Raw genomic sequence first — 17,861 nt, 5'->3', positions numbered from 1 at the left:
TCTCATGATTCCGGCCCAATTAACTCAATTTCGTTCAGCAGGCTGGCGCCCAGTTCCGAACGTGCCCTGAGCACGACCGAACGCCCCTCGCCTTCCCGTTCCAGGTGAATCTCGATATCCGGGTCCGGCAATATGCCGTCGCCGCGCTCCGGCCATTCGATCAGGCGGAAACTGCGACTGGCGAAATAGTCACGGATACCCATGTATTCCAGTTCTTCAGGATCGCCCAGCCGGTACAGGTCGAAGTGGTAAACCGGCGGTTCCAGGTCTTCATAGGGCTCCACCAGCGTATAGGTGGGGCTTTTAACCGCGCCTTCATGGCCCAGGGCACGAATCACACCGCGGCTCAGGGTGGTTTTGCCCATACCCAGGTCGCCATCCAGAAACACCGTCAGCCCCTGCTCCGAGGACTGGGCCAGCCGGGCCAGCTCGGAGCCCAGCTTCACGGTTTCGGCCTCGCCTTCGAGAAACAACCGGCGTTCGTTGCCAAAAATACTCATCGCGCCTCCCGGTCGTCATGGAATGGCATGGTTTCAGTTTGCTTCAATACCGACGGCAAGGCATCCAGGACATCGGCCGGCACCAGGGATTTGTAGCCAACCCGTTCCGATGCCAGGTCTGCCGCTGCGAGGTGGGCAGAGGCCGCCGCAACCGTGGCCCGGGTAAAATCCTCCAGCTGGCCAAGAAACGCTCCGACCATGCCGGACAACACATCACCCATGCCTCCGGTTGCCATACCGGGATTGCCCCCGGCCACCACAAACGGCGAGTTGGACCCGTCGGTAATCACGGTTCCTGCACCTTTGAGCAGAACGATACCACCCCAAAGCTTCTGAATCCGTGTAGCCGCTCTCAGACGGTCTGCTTCAATCTCAGCCACGCTGCATTCCAGCAGCCGTGCCGCCTCTCCCGGATGCGGGGTCAGTACACGGTTGTCGGCCGTTGCCACCGCACGGGCAGCCATCAGGTTCAGGGCGTCGGCATCCAGCACCTGCGGTTTCCCGCTGTCGAGAACCTGCTGCAACATTTGCTGGCCCCAGGCCGAGCGGCCAATGCCCGGGCCACACACCACGACGTCTGCCTGCTGCAGAAGCGGCGCCAGTTCCGAACCATGAATCAGGCCATGGCACATGACATTCGGACACCGGGCCAGGGCTGCAGTCACATGCTCGGGCCGGGTCGCCAGGCTGACCAGCCCCGCACCGGAACGGGCCGCAGCCTCTGCCGCCATAATGCCGGCACCGCCAAATCCTCGATCACCCGCCACCACCAACACATGGCCAAACTGCCCTTTGTGGGCGTTCAGCGGCCGTTCGGGAAACCAGTCCCGGCACCGGGCCCAGGTTTGCAAACTTGCCAGCGGCTCACTGTTATAGCCTTGCAGTTGCTCCTGCACACCCAGGGATTCAAAAACCACCCGCCCGCAAACACCGGCACCTGCACCGGTGAACAGCCCGGCCTTGGAGCCGATAAACGTCACCGTTACCGCCGCACGAACTACTTCGCCTTCGGCCGCACCCGTCGTAGCATTCAGGCCGGAAGGCAAATCCACTGCCAGCACCGGCACCCGGGCCTGGTTTAACGCCTGGATAATGCCGGCAAACGGTTCCCGGGGGGCGCCCGCCACACCGGTACCCAGCATGGCATCCACCACCACGCCGGCAGCGGCAAGCCGTCGGGCCAGGTCACGTTCCGGCAACCCGGCGAAATCAGTCACGGCAACACCGGCCTGTTCGGCAGCCTTGAAGGCCTTGAGTGCATCCCCCGACAGCTTGCCGGCCGGGCTGACCGCCACACACTGCACCGGAATCCCCTGCTTATGGGCATTCAGGGCGATCAGGTAACCATCGCCGCCATTATTGCCAGCCCCGCACAGCACCAGAACCGAAGCGGGAGACGGCCAGTGCCGGAGCAGTTGGCGAAACGCTCCCCTGGCCGCGGACTGCATCAACTCAAAGCCATCAACACCCTGCTGATCAATAAGATACCGATCCATCGCTCGAACCGAGTCGGCGGAGTACAGGGCTTCTGGTAGACTGTCCGCGTAGCGCATGGGGCATCCCGTTAAAGAAACCGGTTTAAGAAAATTGGCCAGATACCTGTTAAGCATAGCAAAACAGGAAAAAAGGTCATAACTTAATCAAATTAAATCTCTGCAGGCTTCAAAGGCCGAAGTTACGATCATGACCAGCCAGCCCGAGACCACTGAAAATCACCCTTCCGGCACAGAACTGACCACCCTGCCGGAGCAAATCCGGCAGTGGGCAAGGGATCTCGGCTTTGCCGATGCTGGCATTACCCTGGCCGACACCGGCCCCCATGCCGAACGCCTGCAACGCTGGCTGGCCGCCGGTTACCACGGCGACATGGCCTACATGGCCGACCACGGCGACAAACGCTACACCCCGGACTCCCTGGTACCCGGCACCCTGCGGGTCATCTCCGTGCGCATGGATTACCTGCCTTCGCCCGACAACCCGAAACAAGCGCTTACTAACCGGGAAACCGCCTACATCACCCGCTACGCCCTGGGGCGGGACTACCACAAGCTGATGCGCAAACGCCTGGCAACCCTGGCCAAACAGATCGATGAAGCCGTCAGTGGCTACGACTACCGGGCCTTTGTGGACAGCGCCCCGGTCCTTGAGCGGGGGCTGGCGCAACGGGCCGGGTTGGGCTGGATCGGGAAGAATAACATGCTGATTCATCCGAAAGCCGGCTCTTACTTTTTCCTCGGGGAAATTTTCACCAGCGCACCGCTGCCGGTGGATGAGCCCTTCGAGAAACAGCACTGCGGCTCCTGCTCCGCCTGCCTGGAAGTATGCCCGACCGATGCCTTTGTTGGCGCTCACTTACTGGATGCCCGCCGCTGCATCAGCTACCTGACCATCGAACTGAAAGGCCCGATCCCGGAAGAGCTGCGCTCGAAAATGGGCAACCGGGTATTCGGTTGCGACGATTGCCAGCTGGTCTGCCCCTGGAACAAATTCAGCAAGCCCACCCGGGAAGACGACTTCCAGCCCAGACACGGCCTGGACAACACCAACCTGGCCGAGTTGTTCCTGTGGACGGAAGAGCAGTTTCTGAAAAACACCGAAGGCTCTGCTATACGCAGAACCGGCTACGAGAACTGGCTGCGCAACGTGGCGGTAGGACTGGGCAATGCCCCGAGCACCATTCCGGTGATCGAGGCACTGAAGCAACGGGCGGACCACCCGTCAGAACTGGTGCGGGAACACGTAACCTGGGCGTTGCGCCGGCACGGCCTTACAGCTTGAAGAAGTGCTCGCGGTAGTGGCGCAGTTCCTCGATGGAATCGCGTATATCGTCCAGCGCCAGGTGGCTGCCTTTCTTTCTCACACCATCCAGCACATCCGGCCGCCAGCGGCGAGCCAGCTCCTTGATGGTTGAGACGTCCAGGTTCCGGTAGTGGAAGAAAGCTTCCAGTTCCGGCATGTACTTCACCAGAAACCGGCGGTCCTGGCCGATGCTGTTGCCACACAGGGGCGATTCGCCGGCAGACAGATACTGCTTCAGGAACGCTAGCGTTTCCTGCTCGGCTTCTGCTTCACTGGTTTTGCTGTCCTTCACCCGCTGAGTGAGGCCGCTGGCGCCGTGGGTGTTGGTGCACCATTCGTCCATGGCGTCCAGCAGGCTGTCAGGCTGGTGAATGGCAATCACCGGGCCTTCGGCCACCAGGTTCAGTTCCGAATCGGTAACAATCGTGGCCATCTCGATGATCCGCTCTTTTTCCGGATCCAGGCCGGTCATCTCGAGGTCTATCCACACTAATCGGTTGTGGTCGGGCATTCGTCGTGACACCTATGCGGTTTTGGTTGGGAGTTGTCGCAGGTGTGGGTCGGTGTTCCGAAAACCGCTCCTTGCGGCACATCCATGTGGCGCTTCTGCTCCGCCATCCATGGCTCCGCAAATTTCCGGAAAGCACAACCACACCTGCACTTCGGGCTACATTGCTGGCCGCGTGTTGAGCTGAAACCCACGCCGTGGTTAGTGGTGCTGGCCGGGGACACCTTTCCGGGAGTGTCTGAAGCCAAGGATGGCTTCAGTCAAGCGCACAGGGACGTGCTCGTAGCGTCTCCCGGAAAGGTGTCCCCGGCCAGCACCTGCACCCAGGTCAGAGTCCAGACAGACATGCGCCAAACATCAGAAACTCTGCCTATTGTCCATGATTCACGTATCATGTGTCACACCACTTCCCCGGAACATTTGAGAGCCGATGGCCAAGAGAAAACTGAACAAACGCCAGCAGTGGCGCATCGAGAAAATCCAGAAAGAACGCACCGAGCGCATGGCCCGTAAGGAAAAGGCCGTGGAGGCCCAGGCCGAGGCCGGGGAATTGGGGCCGGAGCAGGAAGGGCTGGTGATTGCCCATTACGGGCAGCAGCTGGATATCGAGGCGCTGGAAGGCGAAGACACCGGGCAGGTGTTCCGGTGTTTTGTCCGGGCCAATATCGACAGCCTGGTAACTGGTGATCGGGTGGTCTGGCGACCAGGAAAGAGTGAAACCGGGGTGATTGTGGCCAGGTGCGAGCGGGACAACCTGCTGCAGCGGCCGGATAATTTCGGGGCGCTGAAACCGGTGGCGGCGAATATTGACCACATTATCCTGGTGATCGCCCCCGAGCCCGAGCCCCATGACAACCTGATTGACCGCTACCTGGTGGCTTCGGAAAGCACCGATATTCCGGCGGTGATTCTGCTGAACAAGACCGACCTGATTAACGATCGTAACCGGGAGCAGATCGAAACCCTGCTGGCCCGCTACGAAGCCCTGGGGTACCAGGTTGAACGCACGTCGGCTGTGGCCTGCGAGGGCGAAGCGGCGCCGGAGGTCGAGGCGCTGGTGCGGGACAAGACCAGTGTGTTTGTGGGGCAGTCCGGTGTGGGCAAGTCATCGATCATCCAGACCCTGCTGCCGGATGAACTGTTGCGGGTAGGCGCGGTCTCAGAGAGTACTGGTAAAGGTGTGCACACCACCACGACCGCCAAGCTGTTTCACCTGCCCGGCGGCGGTGACCTGATTGATTCTCCGGGTATCCGGGAGTTTGGCTTGTGGCATATGACACCCCAGGAGCTGGAGTACGGGTTCCGGGAGATCCGGCCACTGATTGGCCTGTGCAAGTTCCGTAACTGCCGGCACATGGGCGATCCGGGTTGCGCCCTGGAGAGGGCGGCTGCGGAGGGGGAGATTTCCACTGAGCGACTGAAGAGTTTCCACCGGATTCTGCAAGACATGGCAGAACAACAGGCCCGCGGCCTGAAGCTGCCCTGACCGTGACCTCAACAACCCTTATGGCACGAATTCATTTCTATTCGGCGGCTGCGTTTTGCTAAACTTCGCCGCTTTCCCGAGGTAAGAGACTTTCCGGATGCTTGATAAACTGTTTGTCCTGAGCCAGTACGTAACGCCGCAACTGGCGGTTTCCCGCCTGGCTGGCCGTTTTGCCGACAGCGACAAATCACCCGCATTTAAAAACCGCTTCACCCGCTGGTTTATCAATCGCTATGGCGTGGATATGAGCGAGGCGGCCGAGTCCAACCCCGAGGCCTACGCCACCTTCAACGAGTTTTTTACCCGGGCCCTGAAGCCCGGCATCCGGCCGGTCGCAGAAGCTGCCGATACCTTTGTCAGCCCGGTAGACGGCGCCATCAGCCAGATCGGCCAGGTCGGCGACGACCGGGTGTTCCAGGCCAAGGGCCAGTCTTTCAGCCTGACCGAACTGCTCGGTGGTGACGAGGAACGGGCAAAGCCTTTTGCCGAAGGCGAGTTCTCCACCATTTACCTGTCACCGAAAGACTACCACCGGGTGCACATGCCGCTGGCCGGCACCCTTCGGGAAATGGTCTACGTGCCGGGCAAGCTGTTCTCCGTTAACCCGGTAACCGCGGAAAATGTACCCAACCTGTTCGCCCGCAACGAGCGGGTGGCCTGCATCTTTGATACCGAAGCCGGCCCCATGGCACTGGTTCTGGTCGGCGCCATGATTGTCGGTAGTGTAGAAACCACCTGGGGCGGTGTGATTGCACCCAACCCCCATAAGGTATCCCACTGGCAGTATCAGGGCGACGAGGCCGTCAGCTTCGAGAAAGGCGAGGAAATGGGTCGGTTCCGGCTGGGCTCTACCGTGGTGCTGGTGATGCCCAGGGGTTCCATGAAGTGGAAGCCAAACCAGGTGCCCGGCAAAACCGTGCGCATGGGCGAAGCCTTCGGCACATTGCTAGCTTCAAAAGCCTGACCAGGGCGGCGGGTTCAGGCCCGCTCGACCGGAAATGCCAGCACCTCTTCGATGCTGGCCGCTCCCACCTTCAACATCAACAACCGGTCCAGGCCCACCGCAACCCCGGAAGACTCCGGCAAGCCGGCATCCAGCGCATCAAGAAACGCCTGGTCGACCGCCATTTCCGGTTTTCCTGCCGCCCGGCGCTGGCGGTTATCCGCCTCGAATCGTTGCCGCTGTTCCTGCGGGTCGGTCAATTCCCAGTAGCCGTTACACAGCTCCAGGCCATTGATATAAAGCTCGAACCGGTGGGCAACGGCAAAGCCGTCGTCATCGGATACCCTGGCGAGAGCTGCCTGCGAGGCCGGATAACGGGTCAGGAATACCGGGGCATCTACGCCCAGCTTCGGCTCCACCACAAAGCTCATCACCAGGTCCAGGCAGGCATCCCGCCCCATGCCGGCCAGCTGCTCCGGCTCCAGCCATTGTTCGCAATAGCGGGCCAGGTCCCGATCGCTGACTGTCATCGGGTCAAAACCGGCATAGGCCTGCACCGCATCCCGGTAGGCAAGCACCAGGGGGCGCTTGCAACCGAGCCATCCGCAGACCAGGTCCGCCACCTCGGCCATCAGCTGCCGGTCGTCAAAACCATCCCGGTACCACTCCAGCATCGAGAATTCCGGGTTGTGGCGGCGCCCGCGCTCGCCATTCCGGAACACCCGGGCAACCTGGAAAATAGAGCCGGAACCGGACGCCAGCAGCCGTTTCATATGGTATTCGGGGGAAGTCTGCAGCCAGCCGGACGTGATGCCGGGCGCATTGACCGAAGCCGGGATGCCGTCCAGGTTCACATCGGTTACGCCATGGCGGCCAAGCACCGGGGTTTCCACCTCCAGCACCTGCCGTTGTGCAAAAAAGCCGCGCACGTATGCCAGTAGCTGTGCACGGCTTTTCAGAACATCCCGCGAGGCAGTGGGCTGCCAGACAGGTTGGTCAGTCATGGGCAGGGATCAGCTGCTCTTGACGCGGTTCACGTATTCACCGGAGCGGGTGTCTACTTTCAGCACCTCACCAATGGTGATGAACAGGGGCACGTTCACCACGGCGCCGGTAGACAGGGTTGCCGGCTTGGAGCCACCCTGGGCTGTATCGCCCTTCATGCCCGGATCGGTATCCACCACTTCCAGTTCCACAAAGTTAGGCGGCGTAACAGACAGCGGCGCACCGTTGTACAGGGTCACCGTGTATACGTCCTGCTCTTTCAGCCATTTCACGGTATCGCCTACCGCCTTGGCATCGGCAGCGAACTGCTCGAAGGAGCCGTCAGTCAGCATGAAATGCCAGAACTCGCCGTCGGTATACAGGTATTCCATGTCCTGCTCGACTACGTCGGCCGCTTCCAGGGATTCGCCGGACTTGAACGTACGTTCCCAGACCCGGTTGGTCATCAGGTTGCGCAGTTTTACACGGTTGAATGCCTGGCCCTTGCCCGGCTTGACGAATTCGTTCTCAAGCATGATACAAGGGTCGCCATCCAGCAAAACCTTGAGACCGCTACGAAATTCGTTGGTAGAATATGAAGCCATGAAATGTCCACCTGACAGACTGTCGTTAAATTTTCAAAGGTCGCTATGATACAGCGAACCCCCTCCCCTATAGAAGCCCATGATTTGACAGAAGCCCGTGATTTGAGCCAACCCGCGTCCCGCACACAGAACATTGCCCCGAAGCAGGATTCCGGCTCCTCGTGGCAGCAGATCCTGAGCCAGTCTGTCACCCGGCCGGAACAGCTGCTGGAGCGCCTTGGGTTACCGGTCGAGCGTTGGCTGGGCGGCGCACAGGCGGGCCATACGCTGTTCCCGATAAGGGTTCCGGAACCCTTTATCGAGCGAATGCAGCCGGGCAACCCGGACGACCCGCTGCTGCGCCAGGTACTGCCCCTGCTGGAAGAAACCGCCGAGCAACCGGGCTTCGTTCGCGACCCGCTGCAGGAAGACAACGCCATCCAGACCACCGGGCTGATCCGGAAATACCGCAGCCGCGCCCTGCTGATGGTGACCGGCCAGTGCGCGATCAACTGCCGCTACTGCTTCCGCCGCCACTTCCCCTATGGCTCCCAGAAGCTTGGCCCGGAGGACCGCCGGCAGGTTATCGACACCCTGCATCAGAGCCCCGAGATCAACGAGATTATTTTCAGCGGTGGCGACCCCCTGGCCGTCAACGACCAGCTGCTGGCCAGCTGGGCACAACAACTGGATACCGTGCCGCACCTGCGCCGGCTGAGAATCCACTCAAGGCTGCCGGTGGTGATCCCTCAACGGGTCAACGACCAGCTGCTGGACTGGCTGTCGAACACGCGACTGCAAACCGTGCTGGTGGTGCATATCAACCATCCGGCAGAAATCGATGACGCCACCCGAGAGGCCTTCCGGAAGCTGAAAGCCGCCGGTGTCACCCTGCTTAACCAGAGCGTTATTCTGCGCGGCGTGAACGATTCAGTGGCAACCCTGGCTCAGCTGAGCGAGTCCCTGTTCGAGGCCGGCGTACTGCCCTACTACCTGCATGCCTTCGACCAGGTCGCCGGCGCCCACCATTTCGATGTCAGTGATGTCAGGGCTGCAACACTGGTGCGGGAACTCATGGAGCAACTCCCGGGATTCCTGGTGCCAAAGCTGGTTCGGGAGCTGCCCGGAGAGGCCAGCAAGACCCCGATTCCTGTCGGAGTTTGAGACCTGTCGCATAAGTTGGCGCACCGCAACTTGTAAAACATTGTCAACTCGTGCTTTTCTCGCTTTTTCTTGCCGCTTTGCTATCTTAGAGTTCATGACCGACTAACAATAACGGCCTGTATTTGTGGCAATTTCAGCCCGAATACGATGCTGCCCAGACATTGGCGTGAGAACATGGAAGGCACGATACTCAAACCAGAGCTCAAGGTTCCCGAGCAGAAAACAGCAAGCCTGTCGTTTTGCGATACAACGCCGAAGGCATTCCGGGCCTGGGTCGACCAGCTGCCGATGGCCAATATTGGCGAATCATCGCGGCAGCTTTACCACGCCATTATCGAGCTCAACCACCTGTTTCTGACACCCCAGATGCGCATCCAGTACCTGGAGGCTATCCGCGGCAGCATCCACTTCGTGTGCAACGAGCTTTCGCGCCACTTCCTGGGTCTGGCCGTCGCCCTGCCGGAAAAACAGCGCAAGATTGCCAACCTGACCCAGGCCCTTCAGCTGCACCTGGCTTCCGGCTATAAGCTCTGCCTGCTGGAATACCTGGATAACGGTGGCCTGGACAAGAACCGCAAACACATTGCCATCGCCATCCATCGGGCGATTTCCGAACTGGCGGCCACCGTTGTCCGTTCGCACCAGCTCTACTGCCCCAGCCCGGCCCACAGCTGGCTTGAATGTCACCGGCTTTACCGCTTTGCCTGCCGAAACAAACTGGCAGACCACGATGTGGAAGACGACACCCTGAGCGCAAGCCGGGGCAGCACCGTGGCCGACAGCTATATACGCATCCTGTTACTCGGATGCGCGCGCCCGAACCAGCTGCGGCAATCCGAGCTGACCCAGATATACGAACTGTTCGAAGGCTGGACAAAATACTGCCAATGCGGCCCTGATGTCGGCCCTGACAGCCTGTTCGTGGTCAATATGGAGCGGGACAGCGCTCCGGTCTACCGTAGCCTGCTGGAAGGCAAGGCAGGCGACAACGGATTCGGCTTCGACACCCAGGAGCTATCCGGCTATCTGTCCGAAACCCTTGATGCCCGCAGATCCCACAGCAAGGCCCAGACCCGCCTGGAGGTTCCCGGCCGGGTCAGCGATACCTTGCTCACCCACCTGAGCCAGGCGCTCGGCATTATTGCCAAGCGTAACTTTAATCGTATCGCCAGCCAGGGCACCCTGGAAATCTCTGTTGGCCTGTCGGCCACCCATTACTTCGTCTCGGGCGAGAAGAGCTTTGCGGAGTTCCTGGATGGCAACGACAACGGCCACCACCAGGACAACCGTTTTATCCGCAATGCCAACCGCAAAGCCGATGCCTGGTCTGAAGCCCACGATGCCGGCCCACACGACGACAAGCTGCACTCGGTCGACACCCCGATCACCTTCAGCGGCAGCACCCGTGCGGTTACCGAACACCACGACCGCAACCTGCCCAAGTCCCACCACGCGCTGCTGGTGAACACCAGCCCCGGCGGTTACTGCGTGGCCTGGGAGAACAACGTACCCAAAACCCTGCAGGCCGGAGAAATTCTCGGGGTTCGGGAGCAAAGCAGCCACCCCTGGAGCATTGCGGTGGTTCGCTGGTTGCGGCAAGTACGCAACCAGGGCACCCAGATTGGCATTGAATTGCTGGCCCCCAGCGCAGCCCCCTGCGCCATCCGGCTGATCCAGAAAATGGGCAACAGCAGTGAATACCTCCGGGGTTTGTTGTTACCGGAAATCAGTGCGGTGAACCACGCAGCCACCCTGATTACGCCCCGGCTTCCATTCCAGACCGGCAGCCGTATTTCACTGATGCACGATGGCCGGGAAGACCACGGCCAACTGCTGAAGAAAGTCTCCTCTACCGGCAGCATCAGCCAGTTCGAGCTGAAACTGCGCAGCCCGGAAATACTCCCAGGAGATAACCAGAATCCGCCGTCTGCACCAGGTAGCCGGGAAGACGAATTCGACTCCCTCTGGCCGTCCCTGTAACGGGACACCTGCCACAACCGGGGCGCTTCAGGGTTGTTATTGGTCGCCAACCCCTGCATCATTCAGGCATTAACGAATGTCTACCTTTCTTGATGCAGAGCCCTCGGAATGCAGAAAAAAACCGCGACCGTACACCTTCTGATTCTGGATCCCTCCCAGAACGATGCAGAATCCATGGTCAGCTTGCTGCGCAACTCCGGCAAAGCGACCAGGGCGCACAGAATCACATCCGAAGAAGACCTCGAAGATGCCCTGAAAAACTCCAACTGGGATCTGTTCCTGGCCCGGGACCTGGAGCAGGAGTTCGGCCCGGATGATGCCCTGGCGACCATCAAACGGATGGACAAAGACATTCCCTTTGTTCTGCTGACTGAAGAATACGATCGCGAGCGTACCGTCAACATCATCCGGGCCGGCGCCCAGGACGCGGTACCTTTTGAATACAAAGACTTGCTGGTCCTGGTGGCCAAGCGCGAGCTTGCCGCACTGGAAGACCGGCGCCGGCGCCGAACCCTCGAGTCCCACCTGCGCGAAGCCGAGCAACGTTGCCAGCTGCTGCTGGAAAGCTCCAAGGATGCCATTGCCTACATCAACGACGGCATGCACATCTACGCCAACCAGTCGTACATGGAATTCCTCGGCTACGACGACATTGACGACCTGATCTGCATCCCGGTGCTGGACACCCTGACGCCGGAGAGCCAGGAGCGGTACAAGGAATTCATGAAAGCCTTTGCCGAAGAGCGCAAAGACGGCATGACCATGAACTGCACCGCCCGCCGCAGCGACGACCAGGAGCTGGCCGTTACCATGTCGGTCTCTGCCGCCACCTACGACGGCGAAGCCTGCACCCAGATTGTGCTGCAACCGGAACACAATGATGCCGAGCTGGAAGAAAAGCTGAAGCAGATCAGCAGTCAGGACCTGCTCACCGGCCTGTACAACCGCCAGTACCTGATGGACGAACTGGCCCGCATCATCGCCGAGGCAGGCAAGAACAACGAGACCGGAGCCCTTGCCTACATTGCCCTGGACAACTTCCAGAGTACCAAGCACCAGATTGGCATTGCCGGTACAGACCTGTTGCTGGGCGATGTTGCCACACTGCTCAAAGACAACACCGGCGAAGGCATTACCCTGGCCCGGCTCAGCGACGATGCCTTCTGCATGATGTGCATGCCCTGCGACGAAAAAGGCATGGCCATGCTGTGCGAAGGCGTTCGCAAGGCGGTGGATGACCACCTGTTCGACATCAATGGCCGTACCGTACCGCTAACGGTATCCATTGGTGTTGCCGCCATTACGGAGAACTCCCCGAAGGCTGAAGAACTGATGGGGCGTGCCCATGTCGCTTCCGGCGATGTAAAGAAACTGGAAGGCCACGAGCGCGGTAACGGCGTCAAGGTATACAACCCCGCGGACTACGAAACCATCGAGGAATCCAATTCCGCCGATGCGATTCTCAAGGCCATGGACGATGGCCGGTTCCGGGTGATGTACCAGCCGATCATGAACCTGCGTGGCGAAGGCGACGAGCACTACGAAGTCACCGTGCTGATGCTGGACAAAGACAATAACGAAGTCTCGCCCTTCGACAAGCTGCCGCCGGTCGGTCGTGACGACGCTGCCACCAGGATTGACCGCTGGATGATCCTGCAGACCATCAAGCAACTGGCCAGCCATCGCGCCAGCGGCCACGATACCCGGCTGTTCCTTAACCTGTCGGCTGAAACCGTTCAGGACAAGACCTTTACGCCCTGGCTGAGTGTTGCCCTGAAAGCCGCACGGCTACCCGGTGACGCCCTGATCTTTCAGTTCCGTGAAGGCGACGCCAACAACTTCATGAAGCAGGCCAAGGAGTTCACCAAGGCGGCACACCAGCTGCACAGCAAGGTGTCTATCTCCCAGTTCGGCTGCGCGCTGGACCCGTACAACACCCTGAAACACATTGAAGCCGACTACGTTCGCCTGGATGGATCCTTTGTGGAGGAAGTGGACAAGGGTGATGCCGGCAAGGAGCAACTGAAAGCCATGGTGAAGGGCCTTCAGAACGCTGGCAAGATCACCATCATCCCGGATGTGCAGCATGCCAGCGTGCTGGCCCTGCTGTACCAGGCGGGTGTGAACTTTATCCAGGGTAACTACCTGCAGGCACCGTCGCCGGCCATGAACTACGATTTCGGGGCAGGCTGATCCGGCAACAGGTGCCAGAAAAACAAAGGGCGAGGTGTGATACCTCGCCCTTTGTGGTTTCAGCGGTCGGGATTCTGCAAAAACAGGTTGGTTTCGCTTTCCCGGAAACCGATCAGGTAGAGAATCGCATCCAGCCCCAGGGTGGAGATGGAATGCCGGGCCGACTCCTTCACCAGCGGCTTGGCCCGGAACGCCACACCGAGGCCGGCCTGGCTCAGCATGGGCAAGTCATTGGCACCATCGCCCACGGCAATCACCTGCTCCCGGGAGATATGCTCCTTCCCGGCAATTTCCAGCAGCAACTCCGCCTTGCGCTTGCCATCCACAACCTGGCCTTTTACCTGGCCGGTCACCTTGCCGTCGACAATCTCCAGCTCGTTGGCATAGATATAATCGATGCCCAGCTTCTGCTGCAGGTGGCGGGCAAAGTAGGTGAAGCCGCCAGACAGAATAGCCGTGCGATAGCCCAGTGCTTTCAGGCTGCGGATCAGGTGCTCGGCGCCCTCGGTCATACGCAGGCGGTTAGCGATACCCTCCAGAACGGATTCATCGAGGCCTTTCAGCAGCGCCAGGCGCTCGGCAAAGCTCTGACTGAAATCCAGCTCGCCCTGCATGGCCCGCTCGGTGATCTCGGCCACCTGCTCGCCGACACCGGCCTCGTGGGCCAGCTCGTCGATCACTTCCGCCTCGATCAGGGTCGAGTCCATATCAAACACCACCAGGCGGCGATTACGCCGGAAGATGGAATCTTCCTGGAACGCGATATCCACGTTCATCTCACCGGCAATGTGCAGGAAATCCGCGCGCAGCTGCTCGAGATCCGACGGCGTGCCGCGCACCGAAAACTCCACACAGGCAATCCGGTTATCCGACGAATTCAGCGAAGGCCGGGCCGACAGCCGGGTAATGTTATCGATGTTCAGGCCATGGCGGGCGGTAATCGCCGACACCCGGGCAATCTGTTCTGCCTTGATGTCACGGGACAGCAGGGTCACGATGTAACAGGCACGGTTACGGCCCTCCGCCCAGGCCTGGTATTCCTCGACGGTAATCGGTGCGAAGCGCACCTGCAGGTCCAGCGAGTGCAGGCGGAACAGCAGGTCCCGAATGACCGGAGATGACTTGGACTCGTCCGGAATCTCGATCAGGATGCCCCAGGTCAGGTGATCGTGGATCACCGCCTGGCCGATATCCAGGATGCGCACATCATACTGGCCCATGATGCCGGTAATTTCCGACGTCAGCCCGGGCTTGTCGCGCCCGGATACGTTTACCAGTACCAGCTCACTCACTGTCTGTGCTCTCCCCTTCCTGTTCCTGTGCTTCTTCCTGCGCCCGGGATGCAGACGGAATCACGTCGATACCATCTACCCGCTGCAATCCTCTCGGCAGCTTGTGGCCACGACGCCCGCGCTCACCGAGGTAATGTTCCAGGTCGCCGAATTTCAGCCCCAGCTTGCGCTTGCCGGCTTTCACTTCCACCTGGTCTTCCTCGCCGAACACGGCGACCGCAACCACATACTCTTCACGGCTCTGCACCCGGGCCGAGGGAATACTGATGATCTTGTTACCCTTACCCTTGGCCAGTTCCGGCAGCTCTGTGAGCGGGAACACCAGCATCCGGCCCTCGTTGGAAACCGCTGCGAGATACAGGGTGGACGCGGTTTCCGGGATTACCACCGGAGGCATGATCCGCGCCCCCTTCGGCACCGAAACCACCGCCTTGCCGGCGCGGTTCTTGCTGACCATGTCGTTCAACGATGTCACAAAGCCGTAGCCGCCATCGGTCACCAGCAACGCCTTACGTTCAGGATTACCCATCAGCAAGCCGGAGAAGGTGGCGCCGGACGGCGGGTTGATGCGGCCGGTCAAAGGCTCACCCTGCCCCCGGGCAGAGGGCAGGCTATGGGCCATCAGGGCATAGGCCCGGCCGGTGGAATCCAGGAAGATGGCATGCTGGTTGTTGCGGCCCCGGGCAGCCAGGGCAAAGCGGTCGCCAGACTTGTAGCTGAGGCCCACCGGGTCAATATCATGGCCCTTGGCGGCGCGCACCCAGCCTTTGTCAGACAGCACTACGGTAACCGGGTCGTTGGATACCAGGTCGGTTTCACTGAAGGCCCGGGCCTCTTCCCGCTCAACGATCGGTGAACGGCGATCATCACCGAAGGTTTCGGCATCCTGCTTCAGCTCGGTCTTGATCAGTTCCCGCAAACGGTCTTCCGAGCCCAGAATGGACTGCAGCTCGTCGCGCTCGGCGGCCAGTTCATCCTGTTCGCCACGGATCTTCATTTCCTCGAGCTTGGCCAGGTGGCGCAGTTTCAACTCAAGGATGGCTTCGGCCTGGTCCGCCGACAGCCCGAAACGGGCCATCAACTCGGCCTTGGGCTTGTCTTCGGTACGGATAATCTCGATCACTTCATCGATATTCAGATAAGCGATCAGCAAACCTTCCAGAATGTGCAGGCGCGCCAGGACCTTATCCAGGCGATGCTGCAGGCGGCGCGTGACGGTGGTTTTCCGGAACGCCAGCCACTCGGTCAGCATGGTACGCAGGCCTTTCACCCCGGGGCGGCCGTCATTGCCGATCACATTGATGTTCACCCGGTAGGTTTTCTCAAGGTCTGTGCTGGCAAACAGGTGGGCCATCAGGCCGTCCAGGTCTACCCGGTTGGAACGCGGCACAATCACCAGGCGCGTGGGATTTTCGTGGTCTGACTCGTCCCGAAGGTCTGCCACCATGGGCAGCTTCTTGGTTTGCATCTGCTGGGCAATCTGCTCCAGCACCCGGTTACCGGAAACCTGGTGCGGCAGGTCGGTAATGACGACCTCTCCGCTCTCGCGAACCCAGCGGGCGCGCATGCGCAGCGAACCGCGGCCGGTTTCGTACATTTGCCGCAGGTCTCTGCGCGGGGTAATGATTTCGGCACGGGTCGGGAAATCCGGACCTTTTATGTGTTCACACAGCTGGTCAACGGTGGCATCCGGCTCATCCAGCAGGCGGATACAGGCAGCTGTCACTTCCCGCACGTTGTGGGGCGGAATGTCGGTCGCCATACCCACGGCAATGCCGGTAGTGCCGTTCAGCAGCACATGGGGCAGGCGTGCCGGCAGTACCGAAGGCTCTTCCATGGTGCCGTCAAAGTTAGGCGTCCAGTCCACGGTGCCCTGCCCCAGCTCTCCCAGCAGCACATCAGCGAAGGGCGCCAGGCGGGATTCGGTATAACGCATGGCAGCAAAGGACTTGGGATCGTCCGGGGAACCCCAGTTACCCTGGCCGTCTACCAGCGGATAGCGGTAGGAAAACGGCTGGGCCATCAGCACCATGGCTTCATAACAGGCGCTGTCACCATGGGGATGGAACTTACCCAACACGTCACCCACGGTACGGGCGGACTTCTTGTACTTGGAGGTGGACTTCAGCCCCAGCTCCGACATGGCATATACAATCCGGCGCTGTACCGGCTTGAGCCCGTCACCCACGTTGGGCAATGCCCGGTCGAGGATGACGTACATGGAATAGTCCAGATAGGCCTTCTCGGTATAATCCCTGAGGGAGACCCGCTCGAAACCTTCATCCGTTGTCTGAAACTCTGGCATAGATGCCTCTTTGCCTTAACTGCCTGTTTTGAAATGTGGTTGTGGTGCTAACCTCTGTGCCCGCCGTGTGCTTCGGGCAATGTCGGCACATTATATGGACGCCAGCCCGGATACACCAATTTCCAATAGCGGAATTCCCGCATGGAGAGTCTGTAAGGTGCGCCGTATTCTCGCCACAGTGAGTAGAAAGCCGTCTTATCTTTAACCAAGCGGAAACCTATGAAACCCAATCTAAAAGCCTGCGGGCATGCCATGGTCACGGCCCTGGTCAACGCCGTTCTGGCGGTTGTCCTGATGCTACTGGTGGAGTTTGCTATCAGTGGCACATTCCAGGTACCCGAGCCCTATCTTTGGGCGGGTTTCGTTATCTGGATCGTGGTTTTTTCGGGACAGTTCTGGCGGCAGCGGTATTTGTGCCGATCTGCAGAACACACAGGAAGCGCCCAGGAAAGCTGAGCGGCGTTCAGGAAAGGAAATAGCTGAGAAAGGCGGCCCGGGGTTATTCCCGGGCCGCCTTTTTTCGTACTTACTGACGAATACCTTCTACAGAAATCTCGATTTTCACTGTCTCTGAGGCCTTGCCCAGGTCCATCGGAATACCGAAGTCTTTCAGTTTCAGCTCGGTTTCAGCCTCGAAACCCATCCGGTAACCGCCCCAGGGATCCTGGCCGTGGCCCAGCAGTTCGGTGTCCAGGGTCACTTCGCGGGTTACGCCGCGCAGGGTCAGGTCGCCGATAATGTCTGCCTCGCCTTCTTCATCCAGCACTACGCGCTTGCTCTTGAAGGTGGCTTCCGGGAACTCGCCCACGTGCAGGAAGTCTTCGCTGCGCAGGTGCTTGTCCCGCTCGGCGTGGTTGGAGTCGACGCTGGAGGTATCGATGGTTACAGATACGGAGCTGTTCTCCGGGTTTTCCGCGTCGTAGGTGAACTCGCCATCGAAGTCGTTAAAACGACCATACAGCCAGCTGTAACCCAGGTGAGAAATCTTGAAGGTGACGAACTGGTGCGCACCCTGGGTATCAAACGCGTAGGTGCCGCTGTGATCATCCGCCTGAACGGTGCCGGCAACGGCCAGTGACAATGCAGATGCCAAGAAAATCTTTTTCATGGTGTTCTCCTGTTA

Annotated in this window: 15 protein-coding genes; 7 read left to right on the top strand and 8 right to left on the bottom strand. The window is 59.9% G+C overall.

Going from position 1 to position 17,861, the window contains the following annotated elements:
* Positions 1-2: 2 nt before the first annotated feature.
* Positions 3-500 (bottom strand): tRNA (adenosine(37)-N6)-threonylcarbamoyltransferase complex ATPase subunit type 1 TsaE, encoded by a 498-nt coding sequence (tsaE, locus tag H3Z84_RS15085; protein WP_199458035.1) that lies wholly within the window; start codon positions 498-500, stop codon positions 3-5.
* Positions 497-2,053 (bottom strand): NAD(P)H-hydrate dehydratase, encoded by a 1,557-nt coding sequence (locus H3Z84_RS15080; protein WP_199458034.1) that lies wholly within the window; start codon positions 2,051-2,053, stop codon positions 497-499. The genes tsaE and H3Z84_RS15080 overlap by 4 nt, the downstream gene beginning before the upstream one ends.
* Before the next feature lie 130 nt (positions 2,054-2,183).
* Here H3Z84_RS15080 and queG point away from each other — a divergent pair, with 130 nt between their 5' ends.
* Positions 2,184-3,278 carry a tRNA epoxyqueuosine(34) reductase QueG gene (gene queG, locus H3Z84_RS15075; protein WP_199458033.1) on the top strand — a complete coding sequence of 365 codons (1,095 nt, stop codon included), beginning with the start codon at positions 2,184-2,186 and terminating at the stop codon, positions 3,276-3,278.
* Here queG and orn read toward each other — a convergent pair.
* Complete coding sequence (gene orn, locus H3Z84_RS15070; RefSeq protein WP_199458032.1) at positions 3,268-3,810, bottom strand: oligoribonuclease; 543 nt, start codon at positions 3,808-3,810, stop codon at positions 3,268-3,270. The genes queG and orn overlap by 11 nt on opposite strands.
* Before the next feature lie 427 nt (positions 3,811-4,237).
* On the opposite strand from orn, the gene rsgA reads away from it, so the two are divergent.
* Both rsgA and asd read left to right on the top strand, forming a co-directional pair.
* Positions 4,238-5,293, top strand: coding sequence for a small ribosomal subunit biogenesis GTPase RsgA (gene rsgA, locus H3Z84_RS15065; RefSeq protein WP_199458031.1), 1,056 nt, complete (start codon positions 4,238-4,240; stop codon positions 5,291-5,293).
* A 97-nt stretch (positions 5,294-5,390) separates the two neighbouring features.
* Positions 5,391-6,257: an archaetidylserine decarboxylase gene (gene asd, locus H3Z84_RS15060; protein WP_199458030.1), complete on the top strand. Its 867-nt coding sequence runs from the start codon at positions 5,391-5,393 to the stop codon at positions 6,255-6,257.
* 14 nt (positions 6,258-6,271) lie between these two features.
* On the opposite strand, the gene epmA is transcribed toward asd, so the two are convergent.
* Entirely contained in the window at positions 6,272-7,240 is a 969-nt protein-coding gene (gene epmA / locus H3Z84_RS15055) for an EF-P lysine aminoacylase EpmA (RefSeq protein ID WP_199458029.1), read from the bottom strand.
* A gap of 9 nt (positions 7,241-7,249) precedes the next feature.
* Positions 7,250-7,825: an elongation factor P gene (efp, locus tag H3Z84_RS15050; RefSeq protein ID WP_022989948.1), complete on the bottom strand. Its 576-nt coding sequence runs from the start codon at positions 7,823-7,825 to the stop codon at positions 7,250-7,252.
* Between the two features lie 45 nt (positions 7,826-7,870).
* Between efp and epmB the strand changes: the two genes are divergently transcribed.
* The 3 genes from epmB to H3Z84_RS15035 all read left to right on the top strand — a co-directional run bounded on the left by epmB (position 7,871) and on the right by H3Z84_RS15035 (position 13,141).
* A complete protein-coding gene (gene epmB / locus H3Z84_RS15045) occupies positions 7,871-8,968 on the top strand; it encodes an EF-P beta-lysylation protein EpmB (protein ID WP_199458028.1) in 1,098 nt (365 codons plus the stop codon).
* A 174-nt stretch (positions 8,969-9,142) separates the two neighbouring features.
* Entirely contained in the window at positions 9,143-10,948 is a 1,806-nt protein-coding gene (locus H3Z84_RS15040) for a GTPase (RefSeq protein WP_199458027.1), read from the top strand.
* Positions 10,949-11,056: 108 nt separating this feature from the next.
* On the top strand, positions 11,057-13,141 hold the full coding sequence (locus H3Z84_RS15035) for an EAL domain-containing protein (RefSeq protein ID WP_199458026.1): 2,085 nt from the start codon (positions 11,057-11,059) through the stop codon (positions 13,139-13,141).
* Between the two features lie 59 nt (positions 13,142-13,200).
* Here the strand turns inward: H3Z84_RS15035 and serB are convergent, their stop codons facing one another.
* The gene (gene serB / locus H3Z84_RS15030) at positions 13,201-14,433 is read right to left on the bottom strand and encodes a phosphoserine phosphatase SerB (protein ID WP_199458025.1); all 1,233 of its coding nucleotides are present in this window, start codon (positions 14,431-14,433) and stop codon (positions 13,201-13,203) included.
* A complete protein-coding gene (gene parC / locus H3Z84_RS15025) occupies positions 14,426-16,738 on the bottom strand; it encodes a DNA topoisomerase IV subunit A (RefSeq protein ID WP_199458024.1) in 2,313 nt (770 codons plus the stop codon). Before parC ends, serB begins: the two co-directional genes overlap by 8 nt.
* 219 nt (positions 16,739-16,957) lie before the next feature.
* Between parC and H3Z84_RS15020 the strand changes: the two genes are divergently transcribed.
* On the top strand, positions 16,958-17,194 hold the full coding sequence (locus tag H3Z84_RS15020) for a hypothetical protein (RefSeq protein ID WP_058341355.1): 237 nt from the start codon (positions 16,958-16,960) through the stop codon (positions 17,192-17,194).
* A 70-nt stretch (positions 17,195-17,264) separates the two neighbouring features.
* Here H3Z84_RS15020 and H3Z84_RS15015 read toward each other — a convergent pair whose 3' ends face one another.
* Positions 17,265-17,846: a YceI family protein gene (locus H3Z84_RS15015; protein WP_022989955.1), complete on the bottom strand. Its 582-nt coding sequence runs from the start codon at positions 17,844-17,846 to the stop codon at positions 17,265-17,267.
* Positions 17,847-17,861: the final 15 nt, after the last annotated feature.

It is taken from the genome of Marinobacter sp. bablab_jr003 (assembly GCF_016464245.1).
GTDB lineage: Bacteria > Pseudomonadota > Gammaproteobacteria > Pseudomonadales > Oleiphilaceae > Marinobacter > Marinobacter vinifirmus.
Note: the sequence above shows the minus strand (reverse complement) of the source record. Positions and strands in the feature narration are given on the sequence as shown.

Bases quoted from the DNA above. Each gene is read 5' to 3' on its own strand.
- epmA (WP_199458029.1), bottom strand. From the start codon at position 7,240: ATGACTGACCAACCTGTCTGGCAGCCCACTGCCTCGCGGGATGTTCTG.
- H3Z84_RS15035 (WP_199458026.1), top strand. From the start codon at position 11,057: ATGCAGAAAAAAACCGCGACCGTACACCTTCTGATTCTGGATCCCTCC.
- orn (WP_199458032.1), bottom strand. From the start codon at position 3,810: ATGCCCGACCACAACCGATTAGTGTGGATAGACCTCGAGATGACCGGC.
- queG (WP_199458033.1), top strand. From the start codon at position 2,184: ATGACCAGCCAGCCCGAGACCACTGAAAATCACCCTTCCGGCACAGAA.
- H3Z84_RS15080 (WP_199458034.1), bottom strand. From the start codon at position 2,053: ATGCGCTACGCGGACAGTCTACCAGAAGCCCTGTACTCCGCCGACTCG.
- H3Z84_RS15020 (WP_058341355.1), top strand. From the start codon at position 16,958: ATGAAACCCAATCTAAAAGCCTGCGGGCATGCCATGGTCACGGCCCTG.
- efp (WP_022989948.1), bottom strand. From the start codon at position 7,825: ATGGCTTCATATTCTACCAACGAATTTCGTAGCGGTCTCAAGGTTTTG.
- H3Z84_RS15040 (WP_199458027.1), top strand. From the start codon at position 9,143: ATGGAAGGCACGATACTCAAACCAGAGCTCAAGGTTCCCGAGCAGAAA.
- tsaE (WP_199458035.1), bottom strand. From the start codon at position 500: ATGAGTATTTTTGGCAACGAACGCCGGTTGTTTCTCGAAGGCGAGGCC.
- epmB (WP_199458028.1), top strand. From the start codon at position 7,871: ATGATACAGCGAACCCCCTCCCCTATAGAAGCCCATGATTTGACAGAA.
- parC (WP_199458024.1), bottom strand. From the start codon at position 16,738: ATGCCAGAGTTTCAGACAACGGATGAAGGTTTCGAGCGGGTCTCCCTC.
- asd (WP_199458030.1), top strand. From the start codon at position 5,391: ATGCTTGATAAACTGTTTGTCCTGAGCCAGTACGTAACGCCGCAACTG.
- rsgA (WP_199458031.1), top strand. From the start codon at position 4,238: ATGGCCAAGAGAAAACTGAACAAACGCCAGCAGTGGCGCATCGAGAAA.
- H3Z84_RS15015 (WP_022989955.1), bottom strand. From the start codon at position 17,846: ATGAAAAAGATTTTCTTGGCATCTGCATTGTCACTGGCCGTTGCCGGC.